Below are 25,793 nucleotides of genomic sequence, written 5' to 3'. Positions count from 1 at the left end.
CGTCCCCCAACCCCCCCCCCCCGCCCCCCCCACCGCCCCCCCCCCCCCCCCCCCCCCCCCCCCCCCCCACCCCCCCCCCCCCCCCCCCGCCCCCCCCCCCCCCCCCACGACCGCGACCGCCGGCTCGCCGAAGCCGTCGAAGGAGTCGACCCCTCCGAGGTGACCTCGCTCGCGGACGCCCTCGACACCTTCCTGGAGATGCCGCTCGACGCCGAACAGGAGGACGACAGGCTGCCCTTCTCCCCGGACGCACGCGTGCGGTTCGCCCGCCTGGCCGCCGAACTGCGCGACCTGCGCCGCTCGCTGGCCGACCCGCTCATGGACGTCCTGCACCGTGTCCTCGCCGTGACCGGCCTGGAGGTGGAGCTGTCGGCGTCCCCGCACGCCCTGGCCGCCCGCCGCCGCGAGACCCTCTCCAACTTCCTGGACATCGCCGCCTCCTTCGCCGCCGGCGACGGCGAGGCCACCCTGCTCGCCTTCCTGGGCTTCCTGCGCACCGCCGCCCAGTACGAGAAGGGCCTCGACAACGCCCTCCCCGGCGGCGAGAACACCGTGAAGGTCCTCACCGCCCACAAGTCCAAGGGCCTGGAGTGGGACGTCGTCGCCGTCCCCGGCCTGGTGACCGGCACCTTCCCCAGCACCCAGGGCCGCGAGAAGTGGACCGCCCAGGGCAAGGTCCTGCCGCACGAACTGCGCGGCGACGCCGACACCCTGCCCGACGTGGACGCCTGGGACTCCCGGGGCCTCAAGGCCTTCCAGGAGGCCATGAAGGAACACCAGCACACGGAGGAACTCCGCCTCGGCTACGTCACCTTCACTCGCCCTCGCTCCCTCCTCCTCGGCTCCGGCCACTGGTGGGGCCCCAGCCAGAAGAAGCCGCGCGGCCCCTCCGACTTCCTGCGGGCCCTCCACGACCACTGCGCGGCCGGACACGGCGAGATCGAGGCGTGGGCGGACGAACCCGCCGAAGGCGAGGAGAACCCGGCCCTGCACGCGGCGACCGCCGACCAGGTCTGGCCCCTGCCACTGGACGAGGCATCCCTGGCCCGGCGCCGGACGGCCGCCGAAACAGTCCTCGCCCACCTGGACGACCTCGCCTCCCACGAGGACGGCCACCCCGCCGCCACACACGACCCGGACAGCCACGACGACCCGGAGTGGCCCCCGCCGCCGGACGACGAGGACATGCCGTACGAAGAGGGGGATCCGTTCGCCGAGGAGGATCCGTTCGCGGAGGAGGACCCGGGCGACTGGGACGCCTGGTCCACGGACCGCCCGACCGTCCCGCACCAGGCAGCGGCCCCGGAGGCAACCGGGAACAAGGGCGCACGCCCGCACCCCGCCACGACGGAAACCGCTGCCGAGCGCGCCCGCACCACCCCTGGGCGCCCCCGTGCCGCCGCCCCCACCCGCCTCACCCCGGAGGAGGCTCGCACCCTCGCCTCCTGGGACCGCGACCTCGACGCCCTCACCGGCGAACTCCTGCGCGCCCGGAAGGCCGTCACGGACGTCCCCCTCCCCGCGTCCCTGACCGCTTCCCAGGTGCTGCGCCTGGCCACCGACCCGGACGGTTTCGCGCAGGAACTCGCACGCCCCATGCCGCGCCCCCCGCAACCCGCCGCACGCCGGGGCACCCGCTTCCATGCCTGGGTCGAGGCCCGCTTCGAAGAACTGACCCTTCCGATGCTGGAACCCGAGGAACTGCCCGGCAGCGAGACCGAGATCGCCGACGAACGCGACCTGGAAGCCCTCAAGGACGCCTTCGAACGCACCGAGTACGCCCACCGCACACCTCACCGCGTCGAGGTGCCCTTCCAGCTCGCCCTCGCCGGCCGTGTGGTCCGGGGCCGCATCGACGCCGTCTACAAGGAGGACGACGGCGACGGGACGACGTACGAGATCGTCGACTGGAAGACCAGCCACTCGCGCACCGCCGATCCCCTCCAGCTCGCCCTGTACCGGCTCGCCTGGGCCGAGCAGCAGGGAGTGCCCCTGGAGTCCGTCAACGCCGCGTTCCTCTACGTACGCACTGGTGAGGTTGTACGACCGGACGGCCTGCCGGACCGGTCCGCACTGGAGCGGCTGCTGCTGGACGAACCGGCCGCCGAAGCAAACTGTGAGGAACCGCCCACCGAGGATGTCAGTGCGGGCCGATAGGCTCGTGACCATGAGCCAGCCCGTTGACAGTGCCGTCAGCGCCGTCCGTACGTACATCGAGCAGCACCGCGCCGCCTTCCTCGACGACCTCGCGGAGTGGCTGCGGATCCCGTCCGTGTCGGCCCAGCCCGACCACGCCCCCGATGTACGACGCAGCGCAGACTGGCTCGCCGCCAAACTCAAGGACACCGGCTTCACGACCGCGGAGGTCTGGGAGACACCGGGCGCCCCGGCCGTCTTCGCCGAGTGGCCCGCCACCGACCCCGCGGCACCCACCGTCCTCGTCTACGGCCACCACGACGTGCAGCCCGCCGCCCGCGAGGACGGCTGGGACAGCGACCCCTTCGAACCCGTCGTCCGCGAAAACCGTCTCCACGCGCGCGGGGCGGCCGACGACAAGGGCCAGGTGTTCTTCCACACACTCGGCGTCCGCGCCCACCTCGCCGCCACCGGCCGCACCGCGCCCGCAGTCAACCTGAAGCTGCTGATCGAAGGCGAGGAGGAGTCCGGCTCACCGAACTTCCGCAGCCTCGTCGAACAGCACTCCGACCGGCTCGCCGCCGACGCCGTGATCGTCTCCGACACCGGCATGTGGTCCGAGGACACCCCCACCGTGTGCACCGGCATGCGCGGCCTCGCCGAGTGTGAGATCCACTTCTTTGGCCCCGACCAGGACATCCACTCCGGCTCCTTCGGCGGCGCCGTCCCCAACCCGGCCACCGCCGCAGCCCGCCTGGTCGCCGCCCTGCACGACGAGCACGCGCGCGTGGCGATCCCCGGCTTCTACGACGGCATCGTCGAACTCACCGACCGCGAACGCGAACTCTTCGCCGAACTGCCCTTCGACGAGCAGCAGTGGCTGCGCACCGCCAAGTCACGCGCCACCCACGGAGAGGCCGGACACACCACCCTGGAGCGCATCTGGGCCCGCCCCACCGCCGAGGTCAACGGCATCGGCGGCGGCTACCAGGGCTCCGGCAGCAAGACGATCATCCCGTCCACGGCCATGGTGAAGCTCTCCTTCCGCCTGGTCGCGGGCCAGGACCCCGACCACATCGAGAAGACCGTCCGCACCTGGGCCGCCGAACAGGTGCCGGCCGGGATCCGGTACGAGATCACGTTCGCCGCCGCCACGCGCCCGTGCCTGACACCGCTGGACCACCCCGCCCTGCAGTCCGTAGTCCGCGCGATGGGCCGTGCCTTCGACAAGCCCGTCCGCTTCACCCGCGAGGGCGGCTCCGGACCCGCCGCCGACCTCCAGGAAGTCCTCAAGGCACCCGTGCTCTTCCTGGGTATCTCCGTCCCCTCCGACGGCTGGCACGCCCCGAACGAGAAAGTCGAACTCGACCTGCTCCTCAAGGGCGTCGAGACCAGCGCGTACCTGTGGGCCGACCTCGCCGAGACCTGGCGCCATGCGCCCTGAGAGCCCCGCGCCGGCCGTAGCGGCACCGCGCGCGGGGCACACTGAAAGGGCCGCCCCGCACCGCCCAGCCCAGCCGGATCCGTTCGCCTGCCGCCGTCCGTCCCGCCGTACCACCCGCCGAAACAATCCGTTCCACTGGGGGAGTTGGAAGCACCCGTGACCACCTGGACCGACCACACCGCCGACCGCCCCATCTCTCTCACCGCCCCCAGCGGCATCGACCGCGCAGCCCACCACCGCCTCGACGAGGCCTGGCTCGCAGCGGCATGGAGCCACCCCACGACCCGCTGCTTCGTGGTCTCCGGCGGCCAGGTCCTCATCGACGAGACGGCCGACGGCCGCACCGAACTCGTCATGACCCCCTCCTTCGAGGCTCCCCTGACCGAGGCCCACCGCTACTTCCTGGGCACCGACGAGGACGGCGTCAGCTACTTCGCCCTCCAGAAGGACGCCCTGCCCGGCCGCATCGACCAGTCGGCACGCCCCGCCGGCCTGCGCGAGGCCGGCCTCCTCCTGTCACCCCGCGACACCGGCCTCATGGTGCACGCGGTCGGCCTGGAGAACTGGCAGCGCACCCACCGGTTCTGCTCCCGCTGCGGCGAGCGCACCGTCATCGCCGCAGCCGGCCACATCCGCCGCTGCTCCGCCTGCGGCGCCGAGCACTACCCCCGCACCGACCCCGCCGTGATCATGGCCGTCACCGACGAGGAGGACCGCATCCTGCTCGGCCGCCAGGTGCACTGGCCCGAAGGCCGCTTCTCCACACTCGCCGGCTTCGTCGAGCCCGGCGAGTCCATCGAGCAGTCGGTACGCCGTGAGGTCTTCGAGGAGGCCGGCATCACCGTCGGCCCGGTCGAGTACGTCGCCAGCCAGCCCTGGCCCTTCCCGTCCAGCCTCATGCTCGGCTTCATGGCCCGCGCCACCTCCACCGACATCAACGTCGACGGCGACGAGATCCACGAAGCCCGCTGGTTCTCCCGGGACGAACTGGGCGCCGCCTTCGAAGCCGGCGAGGTACTGCCTCCCTACGGCATCTCCATCGCCGCCCGCCTGATCGAGATGTGGTACGGCAAGCCCCTGCCCACGAGGAGCTTCGTCTGAGCCGGACGCCGCGATGACAGACCCGTACTGGAACCACAACGTCCACTACCACCCCGTCGTCCTCGCAGCCGTCCCCGACGGCTGCCGGGCGGCCGTGGACGTCGGATGCGGCGACGGGCTCCTCGCACGCAAGCTGGCACAGAAAGCCGAATCGGTGACCGGCGTGGACCGCTCACCGGAAATGATCCGGCTGGCCCGCGAACAGACACCGCACAACGTCACCTTCCAGGAGGGCGACTACCTCGACGACAAGATCCTCCCCGAGGGCAAGTACGACTTCGTCAGCGCCGTCGCCGTGGTCCACCACACACGGTTCGAGGACGCGGTACAGGGCCTGGTACGCCTGCTCGCCCCCGGCGGCCGACTGGTCATCGTCGGAATGGCGTACAACCACACCGCCCTGGACTGGGTGATCAGCGGCTGCGGCCTGCCCGCGAGCCTGCTGAACGCACGGCTGCGCGGCGGCAAACGAGGCCCGGCCGGCATGCCCGTCAAGGACTCGGCCATGCACTGGGGAGAGATCCGCAAAGCGGCACACCGCCTGCTGCCCGGCTGCCGCTTCCGCCGCCGACTGCTGTGGCGCTACACCGCAGTGTGGGACAAACCACAAGAGGGCGGTTCCTGAACCGACCCAGGAACCGCCCTCCGAACAAAACCGTGCAGCGCCTACGCGCCGATCTTCTGCTTCACCTGCGCCAACGACGGGTTCGTCAGCGTCGAACCATCCGGGAACAGCACCGTCGGCACCGTCTGGTTTCCGCCATTCGCCTTCTCCACGAACGCCGCGGAATCCGGGTCCTGCTCGATGTTGATCTCGTTGTACGTGATGCCCTCACGATCCATCTGACTCTTCAGCCGACGGCAGTAGCCACACCACGTGGTGCTGTACATCGTCACAGTGCCCGGCATGTCTCTCGCGCTCCTCAGCTGCTCGGGGATGCTTGGTCGCAGTGATGGAACGTACTTGAAAGAGCCACCATTCCCACACGCGGTACCGCACCCGACGTGACGCCTGCCGCATTAGTACGACTACAGGTACCTGCCTGTGGACAACCACCGCACCCGCCTCCGGCGACCTGGCAGCATGGCCATGTGACAGCAGCAACGCACTCCACGCTCTTCCCGCAGGTACCGGACACCCCCGATGCCGTACTCGAAGGGCTCGACCCCGAACAGCGCGAGGTGGCCACCGCCCTGCGCGGACCGGTGTGCGTCCTGGCCGGCGCCGGAACCGGCAAGACCCGAGCGATCACCCACCGCATCGCCTACGGAGTCCGCGCCGGAATCCTCCAGCCCTCCAGCGTGCTCGCCGTCACCTTCACCAACCGCGCCGCCGGCGAGATGCGGGGCCGGCTGCGCCACCTCGGCGCCGCCGGAGTCCAGGCCCGCACCTTCCACTCGGCCGCCCTGCGCCAGCTCCAGTACTTCTGGCCGAAAGCAGTCGGCGGCTCCATGCCCCGACTCGTCGACCGCAAGATCCAACTCGTCGCCGACGCGGCCGCCGCCTGCCGCATCCGCCTCGACCGCGGCGAACTGCGGGACGTCACCGCCGAAATCGAATGGTCCAAGGTCACCCAGACCGTCCCCGCCGACTACGCCCCCGCCGCCGCCAAAGCCGGCCGCGACACCCCCCGCGACCCGGCCGAGATCGCCCAGCTCTACTCCGTCTACGAAGACCTCAAACGGGACCGCTCCGTCATCGACTTCGAGGACGTCCTGCTGCTCACCGTCGCCATCCTCCAGGACCGGCACGACATCGCCGACCAGGTCCGCGCCCAGTACCAGCACTTCGTCGTCGACGAGTACCAGGACGTCAGCCCCCTCCAGCAGCGCCTCCTCGAACTGTGGCTCGGCGAACGGGACAACCTGTGCGTCGTCGGCGACGCCAGCCAGACGATCTACTCATTCACCGGAGCAACCCCCGACCACCTCCTCGACTTCCGCACCCGCCACCCCGGAGCCACCGTCGTCAAACTCGTCCGCGACTACCGCTCCACCCCCCAGGTCGTCCATCTCGCCAACGGCCTCCTCGCCCAGGCCCGAGGCCGCGCAGCCGACCACCGCCTCGAACTGATCTCACAACGAGACCCCGGCCCCGAACCCGGCTACACCGAGTACACCGACGAACCCGCCGAAGCCGAAGGCGCCGCCCGCCGCATCCGCGAACTCATGGACGCCGGCGTCCCCGCCAGCGAAATCGCCGTCCTGTTCCGGACGAACTCCCAGTCCGAGACCTACGAACAGGCCCTCGCCGACGCCGGAGTCCCCTACCAGCTGCGCGGCGCCGAGCGGTTCTTCGACCGCCCCGAAGTACGCAAGGCAGGCGTCGCCCTGCGCGGCGCGGCACGCTTCGGCGGCAACGACTCCCTCCTCGACGACGCCGTGGACCTGCCCTCCCAGGTCCGCGCAGTGCTGTCCGGGGAAGGCTGGACCCCTCAGCCCCCGGCAGGCTCCGGCGCGGTCCGAGAGCGCTGGGACTCCCTCGCCGCCCTCGTGAACCTCGCCCACGACTTCGCCGCCGCCAAACCCGGCGCAACCCTCGGCGACCTCGTCGCCGAACTCGACGAGCGTGCGGGCGCCCAGCACGCCCCCACCGTCCAGGGCGTCACCCTGGCCTCCCTGCACTCCGCCAAGGGCCTCGAGTGGGACGTCGTCTTCCTGGTCGGCGTCGCCGAGGGCATGATGCCGATCACCTACGCAAAGACCGACGAGCAGATCGAGGAGGAACGCCGCCTCCTCTACGTCGGCGTCACCCGGGCCCGGGAGCGCCTCTACGTCTCCTGGTCACTCTCCCGCTCACCCGGCGGCCGCCCGAACCGACGTCCCAGCCGCTTCCTCGACGGGCTGCGACCCGGCTCCACCGCCACCGTCGGCCGCACCGCGGCGAGCAGCGCAGGGGGCGTCGAGCGAGGCTTCACCACCAGACCGCACGCCGTGCCCCGGCGTACACAGCGCACCCCGGCCCGTTGCCGGGTGTGCGGGCGCACCCTCACCGACGCCGGCGAGATGAAGCTGATGCGCTGTGAGGACTGCCCCACCGACATGGACGAGGGTCTCTACGAGCGACTGCGCGAGTGGCGCGCGGACCAGGCGCAGCGCAGCGGACAGCCCGCCTTCTGCGTCTTCACCGACAAGACACTCATGGCCATCGCCGAAGCCGCCCCCGACGAGGAGGGTGAACTGGCGCGGATCCCCGGCGTCGGCGTACGCAAACTCAACCGCTACGGGGCCGAAGTCCTGGCCCTCTGCGCAGGCCGCGAGCCCGGAGAACAGGACGAAGGGGACTGATTCAAACTCGTCGAAAAAATAGTTTGCGCATGCCCCAGCAATCCCCATAGGTTCTTAGCCACGGGGACGGAGGCCTTCTCGGAGGCCCCGATTCCGTGTTCTACTTGCATATCCGTCGGACTGGCTCACCCCCAGTCCCCCGAGACGCCGAGAGGAGGCGATTGAAGTGATCAGCATCAGCACCAGCTCCATCAGCACCGCCAAACTGACCGATCGCTCGGTCGTCTCCACGTGCATGCTCGGCGCCTCGAACCAGGGCACCGGTCTGTCCGGCATTCGTGCCGGTCGCCTGGCGTCCGCCCCCGTTTCTCTCGCGGTTCTTCCCAACCGTGAGCGCAATGAGCGACCGACCAAGGCACTGGAAGCAGTAGTGGCACAGGCGCAGGCCTATGCCTTTACGGCGGCCGGTGCCGGAAGCCGGAAGCAGACGACGCAGCACCACCTGATGTGGGCCTTCCGTGGGCCAGAACCCTGGAGTGATCCAGCCTGATCGTCGATCAGGCCGGCGCCTTCAGGGCCGCGGAACCCCATCCGGGATCCGCGGCCCTTCTGTTTGCCCCGAACGGGGACGACGGAGCGAAGGGGCCTCGGGACAACAGCTGAACCCGGTACCAGCCGCCACCCGGTCCAACAGGGCCGGAACGACCAGACGAGGAAGACGAACCGTGCAACTCGAAGCGCACGCCCCGTCCGTACCGCCTTCCGAAACGATCCCCCCGCCCGGCCTCACGGAGGACTCCACCTTGATCCCGCTCACTGCGCTCACCGCGCTCGACGACGCCATCGAGAACCTCGGCGTACCCGTCCCCTGCCGCTCCTACGACCCGGAGGTCTTCTTCGCCGAGTCGCCGGCCGACGTCGAGTACGCCAAGTCCCTCTGCCGCACCTGCCCGCTGATCGAGGCCTGCCTCGCCGGCGCCAAGGAGCGGCGTGAGCCCTGGGGCGTCTGGGGTGGCGAGCTGTTCGTCCAGGGTGTCGTCGTCGCCCGGAAGCGGCCGCGTGGCCGCCCGCGCAAGAACCCGGTCACAGCATGAACATCGCCGGAACCATCGACCGTCCCCTCACGAACGACCCCAAGAAGCAGGCCCCGATGAAGCCGTCCACCAACGAGCCCGCCGGCTCCGCGATCGAAGATTTCACCACCACAGGCGCGACGGGCTCGCGTCAGAACAGGACCCGAGAGATGCAACTCCTCCAAGAAGCCCTGGCTCGTGCGCATATGCACGACCTACTGCGTGAGGCCGAGCGGGAACGACAGGCAGTGCGCCTGGCGAGCGCCCGCCGGATGCAGCGCCGGGCCGAGCGCGCCTCGCGGCGTGCCCGCCGCGCGCTCGCCATGGCGGTCATGCAGTAACCGATCACACCTGAAGCGGTGGCCTCCCGAACCGGGAGGCAGTAGCTCCCCGCGGGGGCCGGTCCGTCCGAACGGACCGGCCCCCGCGGTGCGTTGTGCCCGCGATCCACTCACCGCGGCGTTATCGTCACCGGGTGACGAGTCTTCCCGGAGGCAGTGACGACTCAGGCCCTGCCGCGGAGCCCCAACCCCTGATGTGCGGCCGCTGCGGTGCCCGGGCGGAGGGCCCGCAGCCCACCTGGACCTGTTCCGTGGAAAGCGGCGTCCGTCAGTATTTCTGCGACGACTGCTCGCGGGAGAATCTCAGGGCGATCGAGGGGCGGCTGGACTCGGCCTGGTGGTGAGACCGTTCCTCTGGGGCCTCCCCCCCGCCCCACCCCTCGGACACGCAGCCCCGCAGCCCACATCCCAGTCCACAGCGCGCCGGCCGGCCCGAGCCGAGCCGACCAGCCCGAGTCGGCCACCCCATGCCAGCCCCCACCCCGGCAGCCCACAGCACCCAGCCCGCCAACCCACGCCGCGGAGCCCGCAAACAGGCAGCCCGGCAGCCCGATCAAGCCTCCGCGGCCGACTCCTCCTCAGTGGTTTCCAGGGCGAACCCCGGAAGCCACTCCTCCAACTCCTCCCGCAGTCGCACCGTCGACCCCAGCTGGCACAGCACGCCGATTGTGCTCAATGTCACCCGGTGTATCAGGAGGTACGCCGGAGGCAGGTTCAGCTGCTTGCCCAACTGGTAGGCCGGGGAGCGGGGATCGGCGATGCGGGCCGCCTGGCCGCGCATCCAGCCGCGGGTGAAGGTGAACTCGTCGACCCGGGCCGGTTCGATGATCGGCAGCAGGTAGTCGAGGACGGCGCTCGGGTCCAGCTCGATCGATTCCTTGACGAAGCCCTCCGTGCAGAGGAGTTCGTAGACGGCCTCCGCCTCGCCGTCGAGGGTCATACGCAGGGAGTCGCCGATGGGGGTCGGCAGGCCGCCCGGGAGGCGGTCGACTGTGCCGAAGTCCAGGACGCCCAGCCGCCAGTCGTCCTCGCCGCCCGGGCCGCCGGGCAGCAGTCGGAAGTTGCCCGGGTGCGGGTCGGCGTGCAGCAGGCCGGTGCGGGCGGGGCCGGAGAAGAGGAAGCGGGCCAGGAGCTGACCGGCTCGGTCGCGCTGTTCCAGGGTGCCGTCCGAGATGATCTCCGACAGAGGGATTCCGTCGATCCACTCGGTGATCAGGACCTGTTCGCACTGGTGGACCACACCCGGCACCACCACGTCCGGATCGTCCGTGAACTCCGCGGCATGCGCCTGCTGGGCCTGGGCCTCCAGACCGTAGTCCAGTTCCTCCGAGACCCGGTCCTTGAGTTCCGTGATCAGAGGCTTGATGTCCATGCCGGGGATGAGCGGGCCCAGCAGGCGGGCGAAACGGCTCAACTGGTTCAGGTCCGACAGGAGGGCCTCGCCGGCCCCCGGGTACTGCACCTTGACCGCCACCTCGCGGCCGTCGTGCCACACCCCGCGGTGGACCTGTCCGATCGAGGCCGCGGCGGCGGGCTTGTCCTCGAACTCGAGAAACAGGTCGGGCCAGTCCTTGCCGAGCCGCTCGCCGAGCACGCGGTGCACGGTGCTGGTCGGCATCGGCGGCGCCGCCTCCTGCAGCTTCGTCAGTGCCGCACGGTAGGGACCGGCGACCTCCTCGGGCAGCGCCGACTCGAAGACCGACAGGGCCTGACCGAACTTCATGGCCCCGCCCTTGAGCTCGCCGAGCACCTTGAACAACTGCTCCGCCGTGCGCTGTTGCAGTTCGCGGCCGACGATCTCCGCGGACTCGCCGACGATCCGCTTCCCGAGTCCCCAGGTCGCCCGTCCGGCGAAGCCGAGCGGGAGCGCGGCGAGCTTGGCGGTCCGGGTGACCGCCTTGCGCGGAAGATCAGACATGCGCCCTCCAAGTCCCTGCCGGCCGCGCCGCTTCTGCCGTACGACTCAGCTCCTTCGGCGACCGTTGCCCCGCCATTGTCTCGTGTGACCCCTCGTCCTCGGAGGTGTGTTCTCCCTTACCTTTCTCCGCGGCCCCGCAGGGGCATGCCGGATGCGCCCAGACAGGTCGGGCATGCCAGGTCAGAGCGGGCAGAGAGACCTCCCAGCGGGCTCCGGCACTCGTCGGGACCCGGCCGTCGAGGAACGCGAGCGCGTGTGCGGCCGCCAGCCCGGCCACCGCCGTGGCCAGCGTCAAGTCGCAGGGCCGTGCTTGGCGGGGCGCGCCGGAGCGCCACTGCGCGACCAGCCGGGGCCAGGCCGGATCCCGGTCGGTGCGGCCCTCGTGCAGACAGCCCGCGCAGCCGGTCTCACCGGGCAGGACGAGGGGTCCGACGACGCCGGTCGCCTCCACGACACCGGCGTACAGATGCGGCGTACCCGAGGCGATCAGGGGTTCGGCGGTGGACGGGGCGGGGGCGTGGACGGCGACGTCGTCGCGTGGGGCGAGGATCACCAGGGAGAACCCGGGCTCGGCGTCCGGGGGCGGAGTCGTGTTGCCGCGGCGTGCTGGGCGGTCCGGGGCGGACCGGCGTACGGCCTGACGGGCGGCTTCGTCCCTGCGGTCGCCGATGGACTCGGCGGGCAGTCCGCCCGGCGCCACGTCGCCCGCCTCGACCCGGCCGACGTCCCGCACGTCGACCTCTCCGATGCCGGCGCCCGCCAGCAGCGAGGCCAGCACCGAGCCCACCCGGCCCGCACCCCGCACCTGCACCCGCAGTGAGCGGCGCGCGGCCAGGCGGCTGATCGCGTCGCCCGGTTCGGTGGTGGTCAGGGACAGTGAGGCGAGGTCCGGGCGCAGCCGGGCGAGGACGTCCTTCTTCCGGCGCAGGGCCTCGACGGCGGGCCCGCCGCCCTTTGCGTCGTCCAGGAGGCCGGCCCGTGCCAGCCGCTCCACCAGTCTGTCGACATGACCGTCGGGCAGGTCCATACGGCGTCCCTCCTCGCGCAGGAGAGGCAGTCCGCGGGTGCCGTTGAGCAGGTCGAGAAAGCTGCCTGTTGCCGTGTCCATCGGCCCCAGTGTCAGTGCGTGCGCCGGTGCCATCCCGAACTGCACGGTGTTGAGATCGCGCCAGCCGCGCCTGAGCGCGGGCTTCACGATCGGCGCGAGCGGAACCATCGCATCCATGACAGGCCCCCGTAGCCCTCGTAGAACATTCCCGTCCGCCGGTGGAGCTCGGTCGGCGGGCCCGTCGATGGTCGGTCGACGGTCCGTCGCGGCTGTTCCGGCGGGAACCAGCATGCCCGGACGGGCGGACAGGTGCGGAAAGTTGTCCACAGGCGGTGGATATTCGTCGTATAAATCAAACGCTTGGTGGCGGATCGAGGCGGAACCGTCCAGGAGTCGGGACTTCCCCCGTGTGCAGCGGGTAACGTCGGGGCGTGCCCGCCGACCCACTGCACCGCGCCGGATTGCCACAGCGCAGCACGACGAGCCAGCCGCCGAGCGGCTCGGGGGCGAGCGCGATCGAGGTCCGCAGGAGCTCCCGTCGACGCCGGACGGTCTCCGCGTACCGCGAGGGCGATCGCACTGTCGTGCTCATCCCTGCCCGGATGTCCGAGGCGGAGGAGCAGCGCTGGGTGACCGTCATGCTCGACAAGCTGGCCGCCCAGGAGAGCAAACGGGTCCTCGGTGACGACGAGCTGGCGGAGCGCGCCGAGCGGCTGTCCGTCCAGTACTTCGACGGTCGCGCGCGGCCCACCTCGGTGCGCTGGGTCACCAACCAGAACACGCGCTGGGGCTCGTGCACCCCGGCGGAGGGCAGTATTCGTCTGTCGCACCGGCTGCAGGGCATGCCCGAGTACGTCGTCGACTACGTCCTCGTCCATGAACTCGCGCATCTGCTGGTGCCGGGCCACGGTCCCCGCTTCTGGCGGCTCCTGGAGGCGTATCCGCGCACGGAACGGGCCCGGGGTTACCTCGAAGGAGTGGTCGCCGCCGAACGGTTGCCGCACCTGCCGGGGGCTCGTGGGGAGTGACGGCCGCTGTGGGGCGGTGGTTGTGTACCGGGTCTGTACCGACTTCATCCGGTGTCCGAGTTAGCCGTTAACCTGGCGCGACGCACTCACATTCGGGATGGGGGACGGTCGTTACGCATGGCCAGGGAATTCCAACGCGGCCACAAGGCCAGGATCAGTGACCTCACCGCGGGCACCGATCTGTATGTAGGCGTGCAGATCAGCGGCCCCGGACTGACCTTCGACATCAGCTGCTTCGGTCTTGACGCCGACGAACGGCTCTCGGACGACCGCTACTTCGTCTTCTTCAACCAGCCGAAGTCTCCCGAGGAGTCCATCCAGCTCCTGGGTGGCCAGGCGGGCGACACGGAGGCCTTCCGGGTCACGCTCGACCGGATCCCGGCGCAGATCCAGAAGCTGTCGTTCACGGCGACGCTCGACGGTGCCGGGCAGATGTCGCAGATCGCTCCCGGGTACATCCGTATCGTCGCGGGCGGCGAGGAGGTGGCCCGGTACGCCTTCAACGGCTCGGAGTTCTCCACCGAACGGGCCGTCATGCTGGGCGACTTCTACCTCAAGGACGTGTGGCGGTTCGCAGCCGTCGGGCAGGGCTTCGACGGCGGCCTCGAGGCGCTGCTGAAGAACTTCGGCGGCGAGGTCATGGAGGAGGAGGCACCTGCGGCGCCTGCTCCGCAGCAGCCCCAGAGCGGAGCCGCTCCCGGCTTCGCCCCGCCGGTGTTCGGCGCCCCGTCCGCCCCCGCTCCGGCCCCCGCGCCCGCCCCGGCCCCGCAGGGCTTCGCGCCGCCCCCGGGACCGACTCCGCCCCCGGCACCCGCACCCGCACCGAATGTGCACGCCGCGCCCACCATCGTCGCGCCCATGTCCCCTCCCGGCGGCGGCCAGGTGCACCCGCCGGCCCCCGCGCCCGCGCCCTACGGCCAGCCGCCCCAGCAGCAGCCGTACGGCCAGAGCCCGCCGCCACCGCCCGGCTACGGCCAGCCCCCGGCTCCGCAGGCCCCGCACGCCCCGGGCCCGCCGCCCGGCTACGGCCAGCAGCCGCCGTTCGGGCAGGTCCCGGGGCAGCAGGGGCCCTACGGCGCGCCTCAGGGCGCCCCCCAGGGCGGCGCCGGGGTGACCGCGGCACTCCAGATGTTCAAGGAGACACCCACCGGGCAGCGCTGGACGCAGCAGAACAGCAAGCTGATCCGTGTCGACCTCGGTATCGGCGGCCAGCCCGTGCTCGCCCGGCAGGGCAGCATGGTGCTCTACCAGGGCAAGGTCGACTTCGGCTACAAGGGCGCCGGCTTCGCGGGCCGGATCGTGGGCAATGCGACCGGCCAGGAGATGCAGCTGATGCGCTGCACCGGCCAAGGCCAGGTCTTCCTCGCCGAGAACGCCACCTATCTGCACCCCATCGAGCTCCAGGGCGACGCGATCTGCGTCTCCGCCGAGAGCGTCCTCGCCTTCGACGAGGGTCTCCAGTACGAGGTCCGCCGTATCGAGGGCCACGGCATCCCCGGGGGCGCGCTGTTCACGATGCAGTTCCAGGGCACGGGGACGATCGTCGTCAAGACGCACGGCACGCCCGTGGTGCTGCCGGTCACGCCGACCACGTTCGCCGACGCCAACGCCGTCGTGGCCTGGTCAGCCGCCTCCCAGGTGATCGTCTCCAGCCAGGTCCGCATGCGCCGCAACGCCTACCCGGGCGACACCGGCGAGAGCGTCAACCTGCAGTTCCGGGGCGCGCCCGGCAACTTCATCGTCGTCCAGCCGTACGAGGTCTGAGGGAGCCCGTCATGAACCAGCCACTCGCGGGCTACGCCCCCGCACCCGTCACCGCCCGCATGGAGACCCACGGCGACCACATGCTGAAGGTCGCCATGCAGAGCGGAAACGACATCCTCGCGCGCGTGGGCTCGATGATCGCGTACGAGGGTTTCATCCAGTACGAGCCGAACCCGCCGGCCGTGCGCCAGATCGCCCGTGACTGGATCACCGGCGAGGGCGCGCCCCTGATGAAGTGCACCGGCGACGGACTGCTCTACCTCGCCGACTACGGCGCGAACGTCGTCGTGATCAACCTCAACGGCGACGGGATCTCCGTCAACGCCACCAACCTGCTCGCTTTCGACGCCCACCTCACCTGGGGAGTCGAGCGGGTCAAGGGGCTGGCGAAGTTCGCCGGGCAGGGCCTGTGGAACACCAAGATCTCCGGGCAGGGCTGGGTCGCGCTGACCTCCCGGGGCAAGCCGATCGTCGTCGACTGCGGTGGCGGCGAGGACGAGACGTACGTCGACCCCGACGCGCTCGTCGCCTGGTCCCCGAACCTCAAGGTGAAGGGCAAGCGCAGCTTCAAGGCGCAGTCGCTGATCGGCCGCGGCAGCGGCGAGGCCTACCAGATGGCCTTCTCCGGTCAGGGCATCGTCGTCGTCCAGCCCAGCGAGGACAGCACCGACCGCCTGCGGTTCCGGGGCTGAGGGGGAGCCAGAGACACTATGCAGAGTCCGCTTTTCGCCTTCAACGACTCGCAGTCCCAGGAGCGCTACAGCCTGCAGAACAAGCAGATGCTGCGCGTCACCCTGGAGGGCCACGACGACATCCTGGCCCGCAAGGGCACCATGGTCGCCTACCAGGGGCTCGTCGAGTTCGACGCCGAGTACCGGAGCAACCAGCAGGCACGCGCGCGTGCGCACACCGGCGAGGGCCTCAGCCTGATGCGCTGCCACGGGCAGGGCACGGTCTACTTCGCCAACCTCGCGCAGCACATCCACGTGGTGGACGTGGAGCAGGACGGCCTGACCGTCGACAGCAGCTACGTCCTCGCGATGGACTCCTCGCTGCACCACGAGGTCATCGCCGTCGACAGCCTCTACGGCATCTCCGGCTCGGGGAAGTACCAGCTCAACATCACCGGCCGCGGCAAGGTCGCCCTGATGACCTCGGGTGCGCCGCTGATGATGCAGGTGACGCCCGACAAGTACGTCAACTGCGACGCCGACGCGATCGTCGCCTGGTCGACCGGGCTGCGCGTCCAGATGCAGGCCCAGACGCACTCCTCGGGCGTGTGGCGGCGCCGCGGAAACACCGGTGAGGGCTGGGAGCTCAGCTTCATGGGCAGCGGTTACGCGCTCGTCCAGCCGAGCGAGCTGCTGCCGCCGCAGAACGCCCAGATCGGGCAGGGGCTCGCCGCGCAGTACGGCATGGGGCAGCACGGGGCGCGGGCACAGAACCAGGGGAACGTCTGGAGCTGAGGGTCCGGAAAACGAACGTAAGGGGCGCCCGCCGGTGCGGGCGCCCCTTACGTGTTGCCGAGGCTCACAGCCTCGCGCGCGTCGCTTCCAGCAGCCGTACGACCGACTCGTCGGCCACGTCCGCCACCTCGTCGTAGGCGAACCAGCGCACGTCGAGGGACTCGTCGCTGATCTCGTGGACCGCCCCGGACGGCGCCAGGACGGCGTACTGGACGTCGAAATGCCAGTGGCAGGGCGCCGGAATGGGATGCCGGTCCAGCCGCACCGGGCCGCCGGGAAGCAGCGTCAGTCCCGCGATCCCGGACTCCTCGGTCGCCTCGCGCAGTGCCGCGGCCTCCACAGTGGCGTCGCCCGGCTCGCAGTGGCCGCCCATCTGCAGCCACATCCGCAGCTTCCTGTGCAGAGTGAGCAGAACCCGCTCACGGGAGGGATCGATCACCAGGGCGCTCGCCGTGACATGACCGGCCTGACAGGCCTTCCACATGCCGTCCGGATGGGCAGCCAAGTGATCCAGATACGCCTGGCGCAGCTCTTCCTGGTCCTCGTACCCCTTCAGGACGAGGACCGCGTCGTCGTACAGGCTCACTCGGTGTCGTCGCCCTTGTCGTCGTCCTTGTCGTCGTGCGAAGCGTCGTCCTTGTGCAGGTTCGGCTTCTGTGCCGAGCCGCCGCCCGCCGCCTCGCCCAGCATCTTGTCCAGCTCGGAGAAGTCCAGCTGCTCGCGGTGCACGAAGCCGTCCGGGTCGTCAAGGTCGGAGGCCGTCGGAAGCATGTCCGGGTGGGACCACAGGGCGTCCCGGCCGTCGACTCCGCGCGCGTCCGTGAGCGACGCCCACAGGCGGGAGGCGTCGCGCAGGCGGCGCGGGCGCAGCTCCAGGCCGATCAGCGTGGCGAACGTCTGCTCCGCGGGCCCGCCCGTCGCACGGCGGCGGCGCAGGGTCTCACGCAGCGCGTCCGCGGACGACAGACGCGGCTTCGCCGCCGCGTGCACCACCGCGTCCACCCAGCCCTCGACGAGCGCCAGGGCCGTCTCCAGACGGGCCAGGGCCGCCTTCTGCTCCGGGGTGTCCTCCGGCTGGAACATGCCCTGCTGGAGGGCGTCCTGCAACTGCTCCGGGTTCTGCGGGTCGAACTGGCCGACCACGTCCTCCAGCTTGGCCGTGTCGACCTTGATCCCGCGCGCGTACCCGTCGACCGCGCCGAACAGGTGCGAACGCAGCCACGGCACATGCGCGAACAGACGCTGGTGGGCGGCCTCGCGCAGGGCGAGATACAGCCGCACCTCCTCCTTCGGCACGCCCAGGTCCTTGCCGAACGTCTCGACGTTCACCGGGAGCAGCGCGGCCTTGCCGACCGGCCCGAGCGGCAGACCGATGTCGGTGGAACCGACGACCTCGCCCGCGAGCACACCGACGGCCTGCCCGATCTGCGTGCCGAACATCGCGCCGCCCATGGAGCGCATCATGCCGATCAGCGGGCCCGCCATGGCCTGCATCTCCTCCGGCAGCACGTCGCCCATCGCCGCGCCCACACGTTCGGCCACAGGGTCGACGAGTTCCTGCCATGCGGGCAGAGTCGCCTCGACCCACTCCGCGCGAGACCACGCCACCGCGGAGCCGGCACCGGACGGCAGCGACGTCGCGTCGTCCAGCCACAGGTCGGCCAGGCGGACCGCCTCCTCGACCGCGGTGCGCTCGGCGGCGCCGACACTCGCGTCCTTGGTGCCGTCGGGGGAGCCCTGGGAGACCGTCTGGCGGGCGATCTGCTTGGCCATGTCCCAGTTCACCGGACCGCCCTCGTACGAGAGCATCTGGCCCAGCTGCTGGAAGGCGGCGCCCAGGTCGGTGGGGTTCAGCGAACCGAACATGGCAGCGAGCGGATTGTCCGCACCGGGGCCGCCGAAGCCTCCGGCCCCCGGCAGCCCGCCGAAACCGAACGGGTTGGCCGGTCCCTGACCACCACCGCTCTCCTGGTCCTTCTTCTTGCCCTCGTCGCCGTCTTCCGGCTCCTCCGGCGGAAGGCCGAATCCGAATGGGGTGTCACTCACGGGATTCCTCGGCTGGTAAGGCCGCCGGTCTCTCTCCGACGGCGCGACTGCCCGATAACACCACCCAGCGTAGACACCATGGGCGGTTCGGGCCTCGGTGCTTCGCCGACTCTTGGCCTGCGGCAGGATGGATGCCACCTGGTACGGACGCGTCACTCGCGTTCGTACTGAAGACAACCGCTGGAGACGCCCGGTGAGTTCCCCAGATCCGCAGGTTCGCGCAGCGCGAAACGAGTCAACCAGTTCCGCCACGCGCGGGCCCGTCGTCGCGGTCACCGGCGCCGCGTCCGGCATCGGTGCCCTGCTCACCGAACGGCTCGTCGCCTCGGACGAGATCAAGCAGGTCATCGCCATCGACGAGCGGCGCGGTGAGTGCGCGGGGGCGCAGTGGCACATCCTGGACGTCCGGGATCCGGCCATCGCGGACAAGCTGCGAGGCGCCGACGTGGTGGTCCACCTGGCGCTCGATCTGGATCTGGAGACCGATCCCGCCGCCCGGTCGGCCTACAACGTGCGGGGGACACAGACCGTGCTGACGGCTGCCGCCGCGGCCGGTGTCCACCGGGTCGTGCTGTGCACGTCCGCCATGGTGTACGGGGCGCTGCCCGACAACGAGCTGCCGCTGTCCGAGGACGCGGAGCTGCGGGCCACGGCCGAGGCCACCGGCGTCGGGGACCTGCTGGAGATCGAGCGCCTCGCCCGGCGTGCGCCGCGCGCGCATCCCGGACTCAATGTCACCGTCGTACGGCCCGCGGTGCTCGTAGGAGGCACCGACACAGCGCTGACCAGGTACTTCGAGTCGCCCCGGCTGCTTGTCGTCGCCGGGTCGCGGCCCGCCTGGCAGTTCTGCCACGTCGAGGACCTGTGCAGCGCCCTGGAGTACGCCGTCCTGGAGAAGGTCGACGGGGAACTCACGGTGGGGTGCGAGGGGTGGCTGGAGCAGGAGGAGGTCGAGGAGCTCAGCGGGATCCGGCGGATGGAACTGCCGTCGGCTGTCGCGCTGGGGGCGGCGGCCCGGCTGCACCGGATCGGCCTGACACCGTCCCCGGCCGGGGACCTGGCGTACACGATGTACCCCTGGGTGGTTAGCGGAAGCCGTCTGCACGACGCGGGCTGGCGGCCGCAGTGGACCAACGAGGAAGTGCTCGCGGAGCTCCTGGAGGAGGTCTCCGGCAGGCACACGGTCGCCGGTCGGCGGCTGGGCCGCAAGGACGCGACGGCGGCCGGGGCCGCGGGTGCGACGGTGGCGCTGCTGGGCGCGGCGGCCGTGGTGCGCAGGGCCCGCAAGGCACGGCGCCGCATCTGAGAGCGAGCCTTGTAGGAGACTCCAAGCCCGCACACGCGCGTGCCGGGTGAATCGTCTGTTCCGGGTTGTCAGAGGCGTGCGGCACGATGGAGGCATGGCACCCACCAACGACCACCCCGGCGAGCAGACAGCGCAGGACCCCATCAAGCTGATCGCCGTCCGTGACACCGCGCTCTCCCTGGACGAGGTCTTCCGGGCCGTCGGGGACGACGCCGCCGGCGGGACCGCGCTGTTCGTGGGAACCGTGCGGAACCACGACGGGGGAGCCGATGTCGACCGGCTCGGCTATTCGTGCCACCCCAGCGCCGAGGCCGAGATGCGGCGGATCGCCGAGAAGGTCGTCGCCGGGTACCCGGTGCGGGCCCTGGCCGCCGTTCACCGGGTCGGTGACCTGGCCGTCGGGGATCTCGCCGTGGTCGTCGCCGTTTCGTGTCCGCACCGGGGCGAGGCCTTCGAGGCCTGCCGGAAGCTGATCGACGACCTCAAGCACGAGGTGCCGATCTGGAAGCACCAGACCTTCTCCGACGGGACAGACGAATGGGTCGGCGCGTAGCGCCGTCGTTGAGGGGGGGTGGTCGGGCGACGGGAGGGCGGGTGGCGGCCTGCTGAGCCCCCTGCGCCACACCCGGGTTGCGTAACCGCACCCCTGGCGTCAGCGTTCTCAGTGTGACTGGTTAATCTGCTGATCAGTCAGTTCTTGCGGTCGCTCACTGGGGTCGGGAGGTCGGCATGGGGGCGCTCCTGTGGTTGTTGATTCCGCTCATGGCAGCGATCGGTGCAGGTCTGTGGGGCAGTTGGGCCAACCGGACCCGCAAGGTCCGCGGCGACGGGCCCGAGCTCGACGGGTACGCCCGCTTCCGGGAGGCCATGGAGAAGCCCCCCTCCCGTACGTGACATGACAGAGGTGGGCCTGACGGTGCGCTGACAGGACCTTCCCGTACTGTCTTGGCATGCCACGCCGCACCGCGACGATGCTCGCCTCCACCCTGATGCTGATCGCGCTCCTGTGCGCGGGAGTCTTCATCCCCGTGCCGTACTCGGAGATGTCCCCGGGACCGACGGTGAACACGCTCGGGGATCACGACGGCGAGCCGGTGCTGCAGATCTCCGGACGCAAAACCTATGCGGCCGACGGGCACCTGAACATGACCACCGTGCGGGTCACCAGCGCCGACTACAAGATGAACCTCGTCGAGGCCGTCTACGGCTGGCTGGCCCACGACAGCAAGGTCGTGCCGCACGACACGCTCTACCCGGACGGCAAGACCGAGGAGCAGTCCACGCAGGAGAACGCCGAGGAGTTCAGCCAGTCCCAGGAGAGCGCCAAGGTCGCAGCCCTGAAGGAACTCGGCATCCCGGTGAAGAGCTGGGTGATCGTCTCGACCGTGGTCAAGGGCTCCCCGGCGCAGGGCAAACTGCACGCCGGAGACGTGATCAAGGCCGTCGACGGTACGGCCGTGAAGCAGCCCGCCGACGTCGCCAAGCTCGTGACCAAGCACAAGCCCGGCCAGAAGGTCGACTTCACGGTCGTGCCCGCCAAGGAGCAGGCCGCCGCCGAGAAGAAGAACACCACGGCGACGAAGACCCAGGACATCACGATCACGACCACCACCTCCGACGACAGCGGCAGCAAGCGCGCCATCGTCGGGATCTCCGCGGGGACCGATCACACGTTCCCGTTCACCATCGACATCAAGCTCGCCGACGTCGGCGGGCCGAGCGCCGGTCTGATGTTCGCGCTCGGCATCTACGACAAGCTCACCCCGGGCGACCTGACCGGCGGCAAGTTCGTGGCCGGCACCGGGACGATCGACGACAAGGGCAAGGTCGGACCGATCGGGGGCATCGAGATGAAGACGGTCGGCGCGCGCGACAAGGGCGCCCAGTACTTCCTGACACCGGCCGACAACTGCAAGGCCGCCGCCAAGGACACCCCCAGCGGGCTCACCCTGGTCAAGGTGAACACCATCGAGGACGCCCTCGGCGCGCTGAAGGACATCCGCACCGGAAAGACCTCCGCCCTGCCGAAGTGCACGGCCAAGTAGCCCGAAGAGCTACGAGGGCCTACTCCTCGAAGGTCGCGGCCAGCGCCTGAGCCAGGCCCGGCACCAGGTCGGAGCCCGTGAGGACCTCCGTCGGCGTGTCCTTCTCGCGCAGCCGCAGCGCCGAGTCACGGGCACCGTCGCGCAGCACCGCCACCGTCATCCGGACCTCCTGGCGGTCCGGGTGCCCGGCCACCCACTTCGCCAGGCCGGCCTCGTCCAGTCCCTCGGGGACCTGGGACTCGGCGGACGGCGGCAGCATCAGCCGCTCCACCGTCAGCGCGCAGCCGGCCACCGCGTCGGGCCAGGCGATCGTCGCGAGGAACTCGTCCAGCGGCTTGCCGGCCGGGATCTCGTCCTGCTCGACCGGGGTGAGACCGGTGGTGTCGGGCTCGTCCGCAAGGCCCAGCTGAGCCGCGAGCGCGGGCTCCTGGGACCGCAGCCGAGCGGTGTCTACGAGGGCGAAGAGGCGGGCGGGCTGGTCCCAGCCGAGGCCGGAGGTGTACTCGTCGATCTCGAGTACGGCCCGGGTGAGCGGGCTCGCTGCCATGGGAGTGTTGGACATGGTCACAATCCTGCCTCGTTCATGGCCGGAATCGGGAACCGAGTAAACGGTGAGTAAGTTGCATAGGTGTGGGCCCGCGATCACGGGGGCCACGGAGGGGCTCACGAACACGCGGGGGCCTGACGAACCGACAGCGACTTCGAGGTGCGCACCTTGGCTTTCCAGATGCCGGACCGCGGCGGAGGCCCGACGGGGCCACGGATCAGAGTGGGCCGCCCGTCCCGGCGAGTCCGGACCCTGCTCATGACCCTGGGCGTCCTTGCCGTCCTCGGCATGGCGTTCACCATGTTCGCGGGCTTCTGGACGGACTGGCTCTGGTACCGCTCCGTGAAGTACTCGTCCGTCTTCACCACCACCCTGTGGACCAAGATCGGACTGTTCTTCGTCTTCGGTCTGCTGATGGCCCTCGCGGTCGGCTTCAACATCTGGCTGGCGCACCGGCTGCGACCGCCGCTGAGCGCCATGTCCATGGAGCAGCAGAGCCTCGACCGCTACCGGATGGGCATCGCCCCGTACAAGACCTGGCTGCTGCTCGCGATCACCGCCCTGGTCGGTCTGATCGCCGGCGCCTCGGCGTCGAGCCAGTGGCGCACCTGGCTGATGTGGGTCAACGGCGTGCCCTTCCACCAGAAGGACCCGCAGTTCCACCTCGACGTCTCCTTCTACGCCTTCGACCTGCCCTGGTACCGCTTTTTGCTCGGCTTCGGCTTCGCCGCCGCGATCCTCTCCCTGATCGCCGCCGCGCTCACCCACTACCTGTACGGCGGCCTGAGGATCACCTCCCCGGGCGCGCGCGCCACCGCCGCCGCGACCGGTCATCTGTCGGTGCTGCTCGGTGTCTTCGTCGCGCTGAAGGCCGTCGCGTACTGGCTCGACCGGTACGGCCTCGCGGTCAAGTCCAGCGACTTCAAGGCGACGGACAACTGGACGGGCCTCAGGTACGTCGACGCGAACGCCTATCTGCCGGCGAAGACGATCCTGTTCTGCATCGCCGTCATCTGCGCGCTGCTGTTCTTCGCCACCCTGTGGCGCCGCACCTGGCAGCTGCCCATGATCGGCTTCGGCCTGATGGTGCTCTCGGCGATCCTCATCGGCGGGCTCTACCCGGCGATCGTCCAGAAGTTCCAGGTCCAGCCCAACGAGCAGGCCAAGGAATCGCCGTACGTCCAGAAGAACCTCAAGGCGACCCGTCAGGCGTACGGCATCGACGACACCAAGGTGACCGACTACTCGGGGACGAGCACCACCAAGGACAAGACGAAGCTGCGCGACGGCGTCGACGACGCGGCGAGCATCCGCATCCTGGACCCGAACATCGTCTCGCCCACCTTCCAGCAGCTCCAACAGATCAGGAACTACTACGCGTTCCCGAACAACCTGGACGTCGACCGCTACAGCAAGGACGGCAAGGAGCAGGACACCGTCATCGGTCTGCGCGAGCTGAACCTCAACGGCATTCCGAAGAACAACTGGATCAACGACCACTTCCGCTACACCCACGGCTACGGAGTGGTCGCCGCCAAGGGCACCGAGGTCGAGGACGGCCAGCCCGTCTTCACCGAGTCCGACCTGCCGTCCACGGGCGACCTCGGGAAGTACAAGCAGCAGATCTACTACGGCGAGAAGACCACCACCTACTCGATCGTCGGCGGTCCCCAGCAGGAGATCGACTACTCCGACGACAGCGGTGAGAAGACCACCAGCTACAAGGGCAACAGCGGCGTCAACCTCGCCAACCCGATCAACCGGGCCGCCTACGCGGTCGCGTTCAACGAGCCGCAGATGCTCTACTCCGGGGCGATCGGCAAGGGTTCGCGGATCCTGTACAACCGCACCCCCAAGGAGCGCGTCGAGGCGGTCGCGCCCTGGCTGACCATCGACGGCGACGCCTATCCGGCGGTGGTGCACGGCCGCATCCAGTGGATCGTCGACGCCTACACGACGACGAACGGATACCCGTACGCCTCCCGGACCACCCTCGGCGACACCACCGCCGACTCGCTGACCGCGACCAACACCAACCGCGCGGTGGTGGCCCAGCAGAACCAGGTCAACTACATCCGCAACTCGGTGAAGGCGACCGTCGACGCGTACACCGGTGAGGTCAAGCTCTACCAGTGGGACACCGCGGACCCCGTCCTGAAGACGTGGATGAAGGCGTTCCCGGGAACGGTGAAGCCGAAGCAGGACATCTCGCACGAGCTGCAGGCCCACTTCCGTTACCCGCAGGACCTGTTCAAGGTGCAGCGCGAGCTGCTCAGCCGCTACCACGTGACGGACGCGCAGACCTTCCTCACCGGCAGCGAGGTGTGGCAGGTGCCGGACGACCCGACCAACAAGTCGGGCAACGCGGTGCCGCCGTACTACCTGAGCATGAAGATGCCCGGGCAGTCCTCGCAGGCGTTCTCGCTGACGACGACCTTCACTCCGAACGGACGGGACAACCTCAGTGCGTTCATGGCGGTCGACGCCGATGCGAGCACCAGTGACTACGGCAAGATCAGAATCCTGAAACTGCCGACGAGCACGACCGTCGACGGACCCAAACAGGTACAGAGCAAGTTCAACTCCGAACAGAACATCGCCGCGGCGATCAAGCTCCTCAAGGGCGGCGACTCCGACATCGAGTACGGCAACCTGCTGACGGTGCCGCTCGACGGAGGACTGCTCTACGTGGAGCCGGTCTACGTACGCGGTGGTGGACTCAAGTACCCCCTGCTGCGCAAGGTGTTGGTGACCTACGGAGGCAACACCGCCTTCGAGAACACCCTGGACCAGGCCCTCAACAAGGTCTTCGGAGCGGAGAGTTCGACCACGCCGCCGTCCGACACGGGAACGAACCCACCGCCGACGTCCGGCAACCCGACGGTCCAGCAAGCGCTGAACGACGCCCAGAAGGCCTTCGACGCCGGCCAGGAAGCCCTGAAGAAGGGCGACTGGCAGGCGTACGGCCAGGCGCAGAAGGACCTCCAGGACGCCCTCAAGCGGGCCGAGGACGCGCAGTCCAAGGCCGGCAAGGCGAGTGGCGGCGGCAACAAGAGCAGCAGCAGCCCTGGCCCGAGCAGCAGTCCCAGCCCGAGCGGCAGCTCCGGCAGCGGCTGATCATGCCCGCCCCGCGTCGTGGTACGGTTGCCACACAACGACGCGGGGTGGAGCAGCTCGGTAGCTCGCTGGGCTCATAACCCAGAGGTCGCAGGTTCAAATCCTGTCCCCGCTACTGCAGTCGATGGGGCGGGGGGGGCGAGGTCCCGGGGGGGGGGGGGGTGGGGCGGTGGTGGGCCGGGAGG

24 protein-coding genes and 1 tRNA gene are annotated in these 25,793 nt (G+C 70.1%); 19 read left to right on the top strand and 6 right to left on the bottom strand.

From position 1 onward, the window contains the following. Positions 1 to 159 precede the first annotated feature (159 nt). The 4 genes from ACWDAG_RS46490 (at position 160) to ACWDAG_RS46475 (ending at position 5,306) form a co-directional block, all read left to right on the top strand. Entirely contained in the window at positions 160 to 2,157 is a 1,998-nt protein-coding gene (locus tag ACWDAG_RS46490; protein ID WP_450701645.1) for a PD-(D/E)XK nuclease family protein, read from the top strand. A gap of 10 nt (positions 2,158 to 2,167) precedes the next feature. Continuing rightward, entirely contained in the window at positions 2,168 to 3,580 is a 1,413-nt protein-coding gene (locus tag ACWDAG_RS46485; protein ID WP_450701644.1) for a dipeptidase, read from the top strand. A 156-nt stretch (positions 3,581 to 3,736) separates the two neighbouring features. Next, positions 3,737 to 4,681 carry an NAD(+) diphosphatase gene (gene nudC, locus ACWDAG_RS46480; RefSeq protein ID WP_450701643.1) on the top strand — a complete coding sequence of 315 codons (945 nt, stop codon included), beginning with the start codon at positions 3,737 to 3,739 and terminating at the stop codon, positions 4,679 to 4,681. Between the two features lie 13 nt (positions 4,682 to 4,694). Then, positions 4,695 to 5,306, top strand: coding sequence for a class I SAM-dependent methyltransferase (locus tag ACWDAG_RS46475; protein WP_450701642.1), 612 nt, complete (start codon positions 4,695 to 4,697; stop codon positions 5,304 to 5,306). A 41-nt stretch (positions 5,307 to 5,347) separates the two neighbouring features. Here the strand turns inward: ACWDAG_RS46475 and ACWDAG_RS46470 are convergent, their stop codons facing one another. Continuing rightward, positions 5,348 to 5,590 (bottom strand): mycoredoxin, encoded by a 243-nt coding sequence (locus tag ACWDAG_RS46470; protein ID WP_030929162.1) that lies wholly within the window; start codon positions 5,588 to 5,590, stop codon positions 5,348 to 5,350. Between the two features lie 183 nt (positions 5,591 to 5,773). Here ACWDAG_RS46470 and ACWDAG_RS46465 point away from each other — a divergent pair, with 183 nt between their 5' ends. From ACWDAG_RS46465 to ACWDAG_RS46445, 5 genes are all read left to right on the top strand, one after another. Continuing rightward, on the top strand, positions 5,774 to 7,969 hold the full coding sequence (locus ACWDAG_RS46465; protein ID WP_450701641.1) for an ATP-dependent DNA helicase UvrD2: 2,196 nt from the start codon (positions 5,774 to 5,776) through the stop codon (positions 7,967 to 7,969). Between the two features lie 166 nt (positions 7,970 to 8,135). Then, entirely contained in the window at positions 8,136 to 8,459 is a 324-nt protein-coding gene (locus tag ACWDAG_RS46460) for a hypothetical protein (protein ID WP_450701640.1), read from the top strand. 175 nt (positions 8,460 to 8,634) lie between these two features. After that, entirely contained in the window at positions 8,635 to 9,003 is a 369-nt protein-coding gene (locus ACWDAG_RS46455; RefSeq protein WP_010984500.1) for a WhiB family transcriptional regulator, read from the top strand. Then, positions 9,000 to 9,323, top strand: coding sequence for a hypothetical protein (locus ACWDAG_RS46450; protein WP_450701639.1), 324 nt, complete (start codon positions 9,000 to 9,002; stop codon positions 9,321 to 9,323). Before ACWDAG_RS46455 ends, ACWDAG_RS46450 begins: the two co-directional genes overlap by 4 nt. 134 nt (positions 9,324 to 9,457) lie before the next feature. Then, positions 9,458 to 9,667, top strand: coding sequence for a hypothetical protein (locus ACWDAG_RS46445; protein ID WP_450701638.1), 210 nt, complete (start codon positions 9,458 to 9,460; stop codon positions 9,665 to 9,667). Between the two features lie 209 nt (positions 9,668 to 9,876). Here the strand turns inward: ACWDAG_RS46445 and ACWDAG_RS46440 are convergent, their stop codons facing one another. Both ACWDAG_RS46440 and ACWDAG_RS46435 read right to left on the bottom strand, forming a co-directional pair. Further along, entirely contained in the window at positions 9,877 to 11,241 is a 1,365-nt protein-coding gene (locus ACWDAG_RS46440) for an ABC1 kinase family protein (protein WP_450701637.1), read from the bottom strand. Further along, the gene (locus tag ACWDAG_RS46435; RefSeq protein ID WP_450701636.1) at positions 11,234 to 12,466 is read right to left on the bottom strand and encodes a TOMM precursor leader peptide-binding protein; all 1,233 of its coding nucleotides are present in this window, start codon (positions 12,464 to 12,466) and stop codon (positions 11,234 to 11,236) included. Before ACWDAG_RS46435 ends, ACWDAG_RS46440 begins: the two co-directional genes overlap by 8 nt. A gap of 254 nt (positions 12,467 to 12,720) precedes the next feature. Between ACWDAG_RS46435 and ACWDAG_RS46430 the strand changes: the two genes are divergently transcribed. From ACWDAG_RS46430 to ACWDAG_RS46415, 4 genes are all read left to right on the top strand, one after another. Next, on the top strand, positions 12,721 to 13,317 hold the full coding sequence (locus tag ACWDAG_RS46430; protein ID WP_450701635.1) for a M48 metallopeptidase family protein: 597 nt from the start codon (positions 12,721 to 12,723) through the stop codon (positions 13,315 to 13,317). Between the two features lie 117 nt (positions 13,318 to 13,434). Next, positions 13,435 to 15,081, top strand: coding sequence for a TerD family protein (locus ACWDAG_RS46425; protein ID WP_450701634.1), 1,647 nt, complete (start codon positions 13,435 to 13,437; stop codon positions 15,079 to 15,081). A gap of 11 nt (positions 15,082 to 15,092) precedes the next feature. Beyond that, complete coding sequence (locus ACWDAG_RS46420) at positions 15,093 to 15,773, top strand: AIM24 family protein (RefSeq protein WP_450701633.1); 681 nt, start codon at positions 15,093 to 15,095, stop codon at positions 15,771 to 15,773. Positions 15,774 to 15,791: 18 nt separating this feature from the next. Then, complete coding sequence (locus ACWDAG_RS46415) at positions 15,792 to 16,547, top strand: AIM24 family protein (RefSeq protein ID WP_099931192.1); 756 nt, start codon at positions 15,792 to 15,794, stop codon at positions 16,545 to 16,547. A gap of 64 nt (positions 16,548 to 16,611) precedes the next feature. Here ACWDAG_RS46415 and ACWDAG_RS46410 read toward each other — a convergent pair whose 3' ends face one another. Further along, positions 16,612 to 17,133, bottom strand: a complete 522-nt coding sequence (locus tag ACWDAG_RS46410) for an NUDIX hydrolase (protein ID WP_450701632.1) — start codon at positions 17,131 to 17,133, stop codon at positions 16,612 to 16,614. After that, positions 17,130 to 18,593: a zinc-dependent metalloprotease gene (locus tag ACWDAG_RS46405; RefSeq protein WP_450701631.1), complete on the bottom strand. Its 1,464-nt coding sequence runs from the start codon at positions 18,591 to 18,593 to the stop codon at positions 17,130 to 17,132. The genes ACWDAG_RS46410 and ACWDAG_RS46405 overlap by 4 nt, the downstream gene beginning before the upstream one ends. A gap of 193 nt (positions 18,594 to 18,786) precedes the next feature. On the opposite strand from ACWDAG_RS46405, the gene ACWDAG_RS46400 reads away from it, so the two are divergent. The 4 genes from ACWDAG_RS46400 to ACWDAG_RS46385 all read left to right on the top strand — a co-directional run bounded on the left by ACWDAG_RS46400 (position 18,787) and on the right by ACWDAG_RS46385 (position 21,944). Next, on the top strand, positions 18,787 to 19,899 hold the full coding sequence (locus ACWDAG_RS46400; RefSeq protein WP_450701630.1) for an SDR family oxidoreductase: 1,113 nt from the start codon (positions 18,787 to 18,789) through the stop codon (positions 19,897 to 19,899). Positions 19,900 to 19,993: 94 nt separating this feature from the next. Further along, the gene (locus tag ACWDAG_RS46395; RefSeq protein ID WP_450701629.1) at positions 19,994 to 20,452 is read left to right on the top strand and encodes a molybdenum cofactor biosynthesis protein MoaE; all 459 of its coding nucleotides are present in this window, start codon (positions 19,994 to 19,996) and stop codon (positions 20,450 to 20,452) included. Between the two features lie 209 nt (positions 20,453 to 20,661). Then, entirely contained in the window at positions 20,662 to 20,793 is a 132-nt protein-coding gene (locus tag ACWDAG_RS46390; RefSeq protein WP_398957665.1) for a hypothetical protein, read from the top strand. Between the two features lie 56 nt (positions 20,794 to 20,849). Beyond that, a complete protein-coding gene (locus tag ACWDAG_RS46385; protein WP_450701628.1) occupies positions 20,850 to 21,944 on the top strand; it encodes a YlbL family protein in 1,095 nt (364 codons plus the stop codon). 19 nt (positions 21,945 to 21,963) lie between these two features. Here the strand turns inward: ACWDAG_RS46385 and ACWDAG_RS46380 are convergent, their stop codons facing one another. Then, positions 21,964 to 22,506 carry a PPA1309 family protein gene (locus ACWDAG_RS46380; protein WP_123967355.1) on the bottom strand — a complete coding sequence of 181 codons (543 nt, stop codon included), beginning with the start codon at positions 22,504 to 22,506 and terminating at the stop codon, positions 21,964 to 21,966. A 165-nt stretch (positions 22,507 to 22,671) separates the two neighbouring features. Here ACWDAG_RS46380 and ACWDAG_RS46375 point away from each other — a divergent pair, with 165 nt between their 5' ends. Both ACWDAG_RS46375 and ACWDAG_RS46370 read left to right on the top strand, forming a co-directional pair. Continuing rightward, positions 22,672 to 25,608 (top strand): UPF0182 family membrane protein, encoded by a 2,937-nt coding sequence (locus ACWDAG_RS46375; protein WP_450701646.1) that lies wholly within the window; start codon positions 22,672 to 22,674, stop codon positions 25,606 to 25,608. Between the two features lie 41 nt (positions 25,609 to 25,649). Further along, positions 25,650 to 25,723: transfer RNA gene (locus ACWDAG_RS46370), tRNA-Met, on the top strand. Positions 25,724 to 25,793 lie beyond the last annotated feature (70 nt).

This window comes from Streptomyces sp. NPDC001157, from assembly GCF_053598255.1.
The sequence above is the reverse complement of the archived record's forward strand: the minus strand, read 5'-3'. Positions and strand labels throughout refer to the sequence as shown.

What these genes read in the sequence shown, in the direction of transcription:
- ACWDAG_RS46415 (WP_099931192.1), top strand. Translation starts at nt 15,792, where the DNA reads ATGCAGAGTCCGCTTTTCGCCTTCAACGACTCGCAGTCCCAGGAGCGC.
- ACWDAG_RS46475 (WP_450701642.1), top strand. Translation starts at nt 4,695, where the DNA reads ATGACAGACCCGTACTGGAACCACAACGTCCACTACCACCCCGTCGTC.
- ACWDAG_RS46395 (WP_450701629.1), top strand. Translation starts at nt 19,994, where the DNA reads ATGGCACCCACCAACGACCACCCCGGCGAGCAGACAGCGCAGGACCCC.
- ACWDAG_RS46470 (WP_030929162.1), bottom strand. Translation starts at nt 5,590, where the DNA reads ATGCCGGGCACTGTGACGATGTACAGCACCACGTGGTGTGGCTACTGC.
- ACWDAG_RS46450 (WP_450701639.1), top strand. Translation starts at nt 9,000, where the DNA reads ATGAACATCGCCGGAACCATCGACCGTCCCCTCACGAACGACCCCAAG.
- ACWDAG_RS46485 (WP_450701644.1), top strand. Translation starts at nt 2,168, where the DNA reads ATGAGCCAGCCCGTTGACAGTGCCGTCAGCGCCGTCCGTACGTACATC.
- ACWDAG_RS46425 (WP_450701634.1), top strand. Translation starts at nt 13,435, where the DNA reads ATGGCCAGGGAATTCCAACGCGGCCACAAGGCCAGGATCAGTGACCTC.
- ACWDAG_RS46440 (WP_450701637.1), bottom strand. Translation starts at nt 11,241, where the DNA reads ATGTCTGATCTTCCGCGCAAGGCGGTCACCCGGACCGCCAAGCTCGCC.
- ACWDAG_RS46380 (WP_123967355.1), bottom strand. Translation starts at nt 22,506, where the DNA reads ATGTCCAACACTCCCATGGCAGCGAGCCCGCTCACCCGGGCCGTACTC.
- ACWDAG_RS46385 (WP_450701628.1), top strand. Translation starts at nt 20,850, where the DNA reads ATGCCACGCCGCACCGCGACGATGCTCGCCTCCACCCTGATGCTGATC.
- ACWDAG_RS46435 (WP_450701636.1), bottom strand. Translation starts at nt 12,466, where the DNA reads ATGGATGCGATGGTTCCGCTCGCGCCGATCGTGAAGCCCGCGCTCAGG.
- ACWDAG_RS46375 (WP_450701646.1), top strand. Translation starts at nt 22,672, where the DNA reads ATGCCGGACCGCGGCGGAGGCCCGACGGGGCCACGGATCAGAGTGGGC.
- ACWDAG_RS46420 (WP_450701633.1), top strand. Translation starts at nt 15,093, where the DNA reads ATGAACCAGCCACTCGCGGGCTACGCCCCCGCACCCGTCACCGCCCGC.
- ACWDAG_RS46390 (WP_398957665.1), top strand. Translation starts at nt 20,662, where the DNA reads ATGGCAGCGATCGGTGCAGGTCTGTGGGGCAGTTGGGCCAACCGGACC.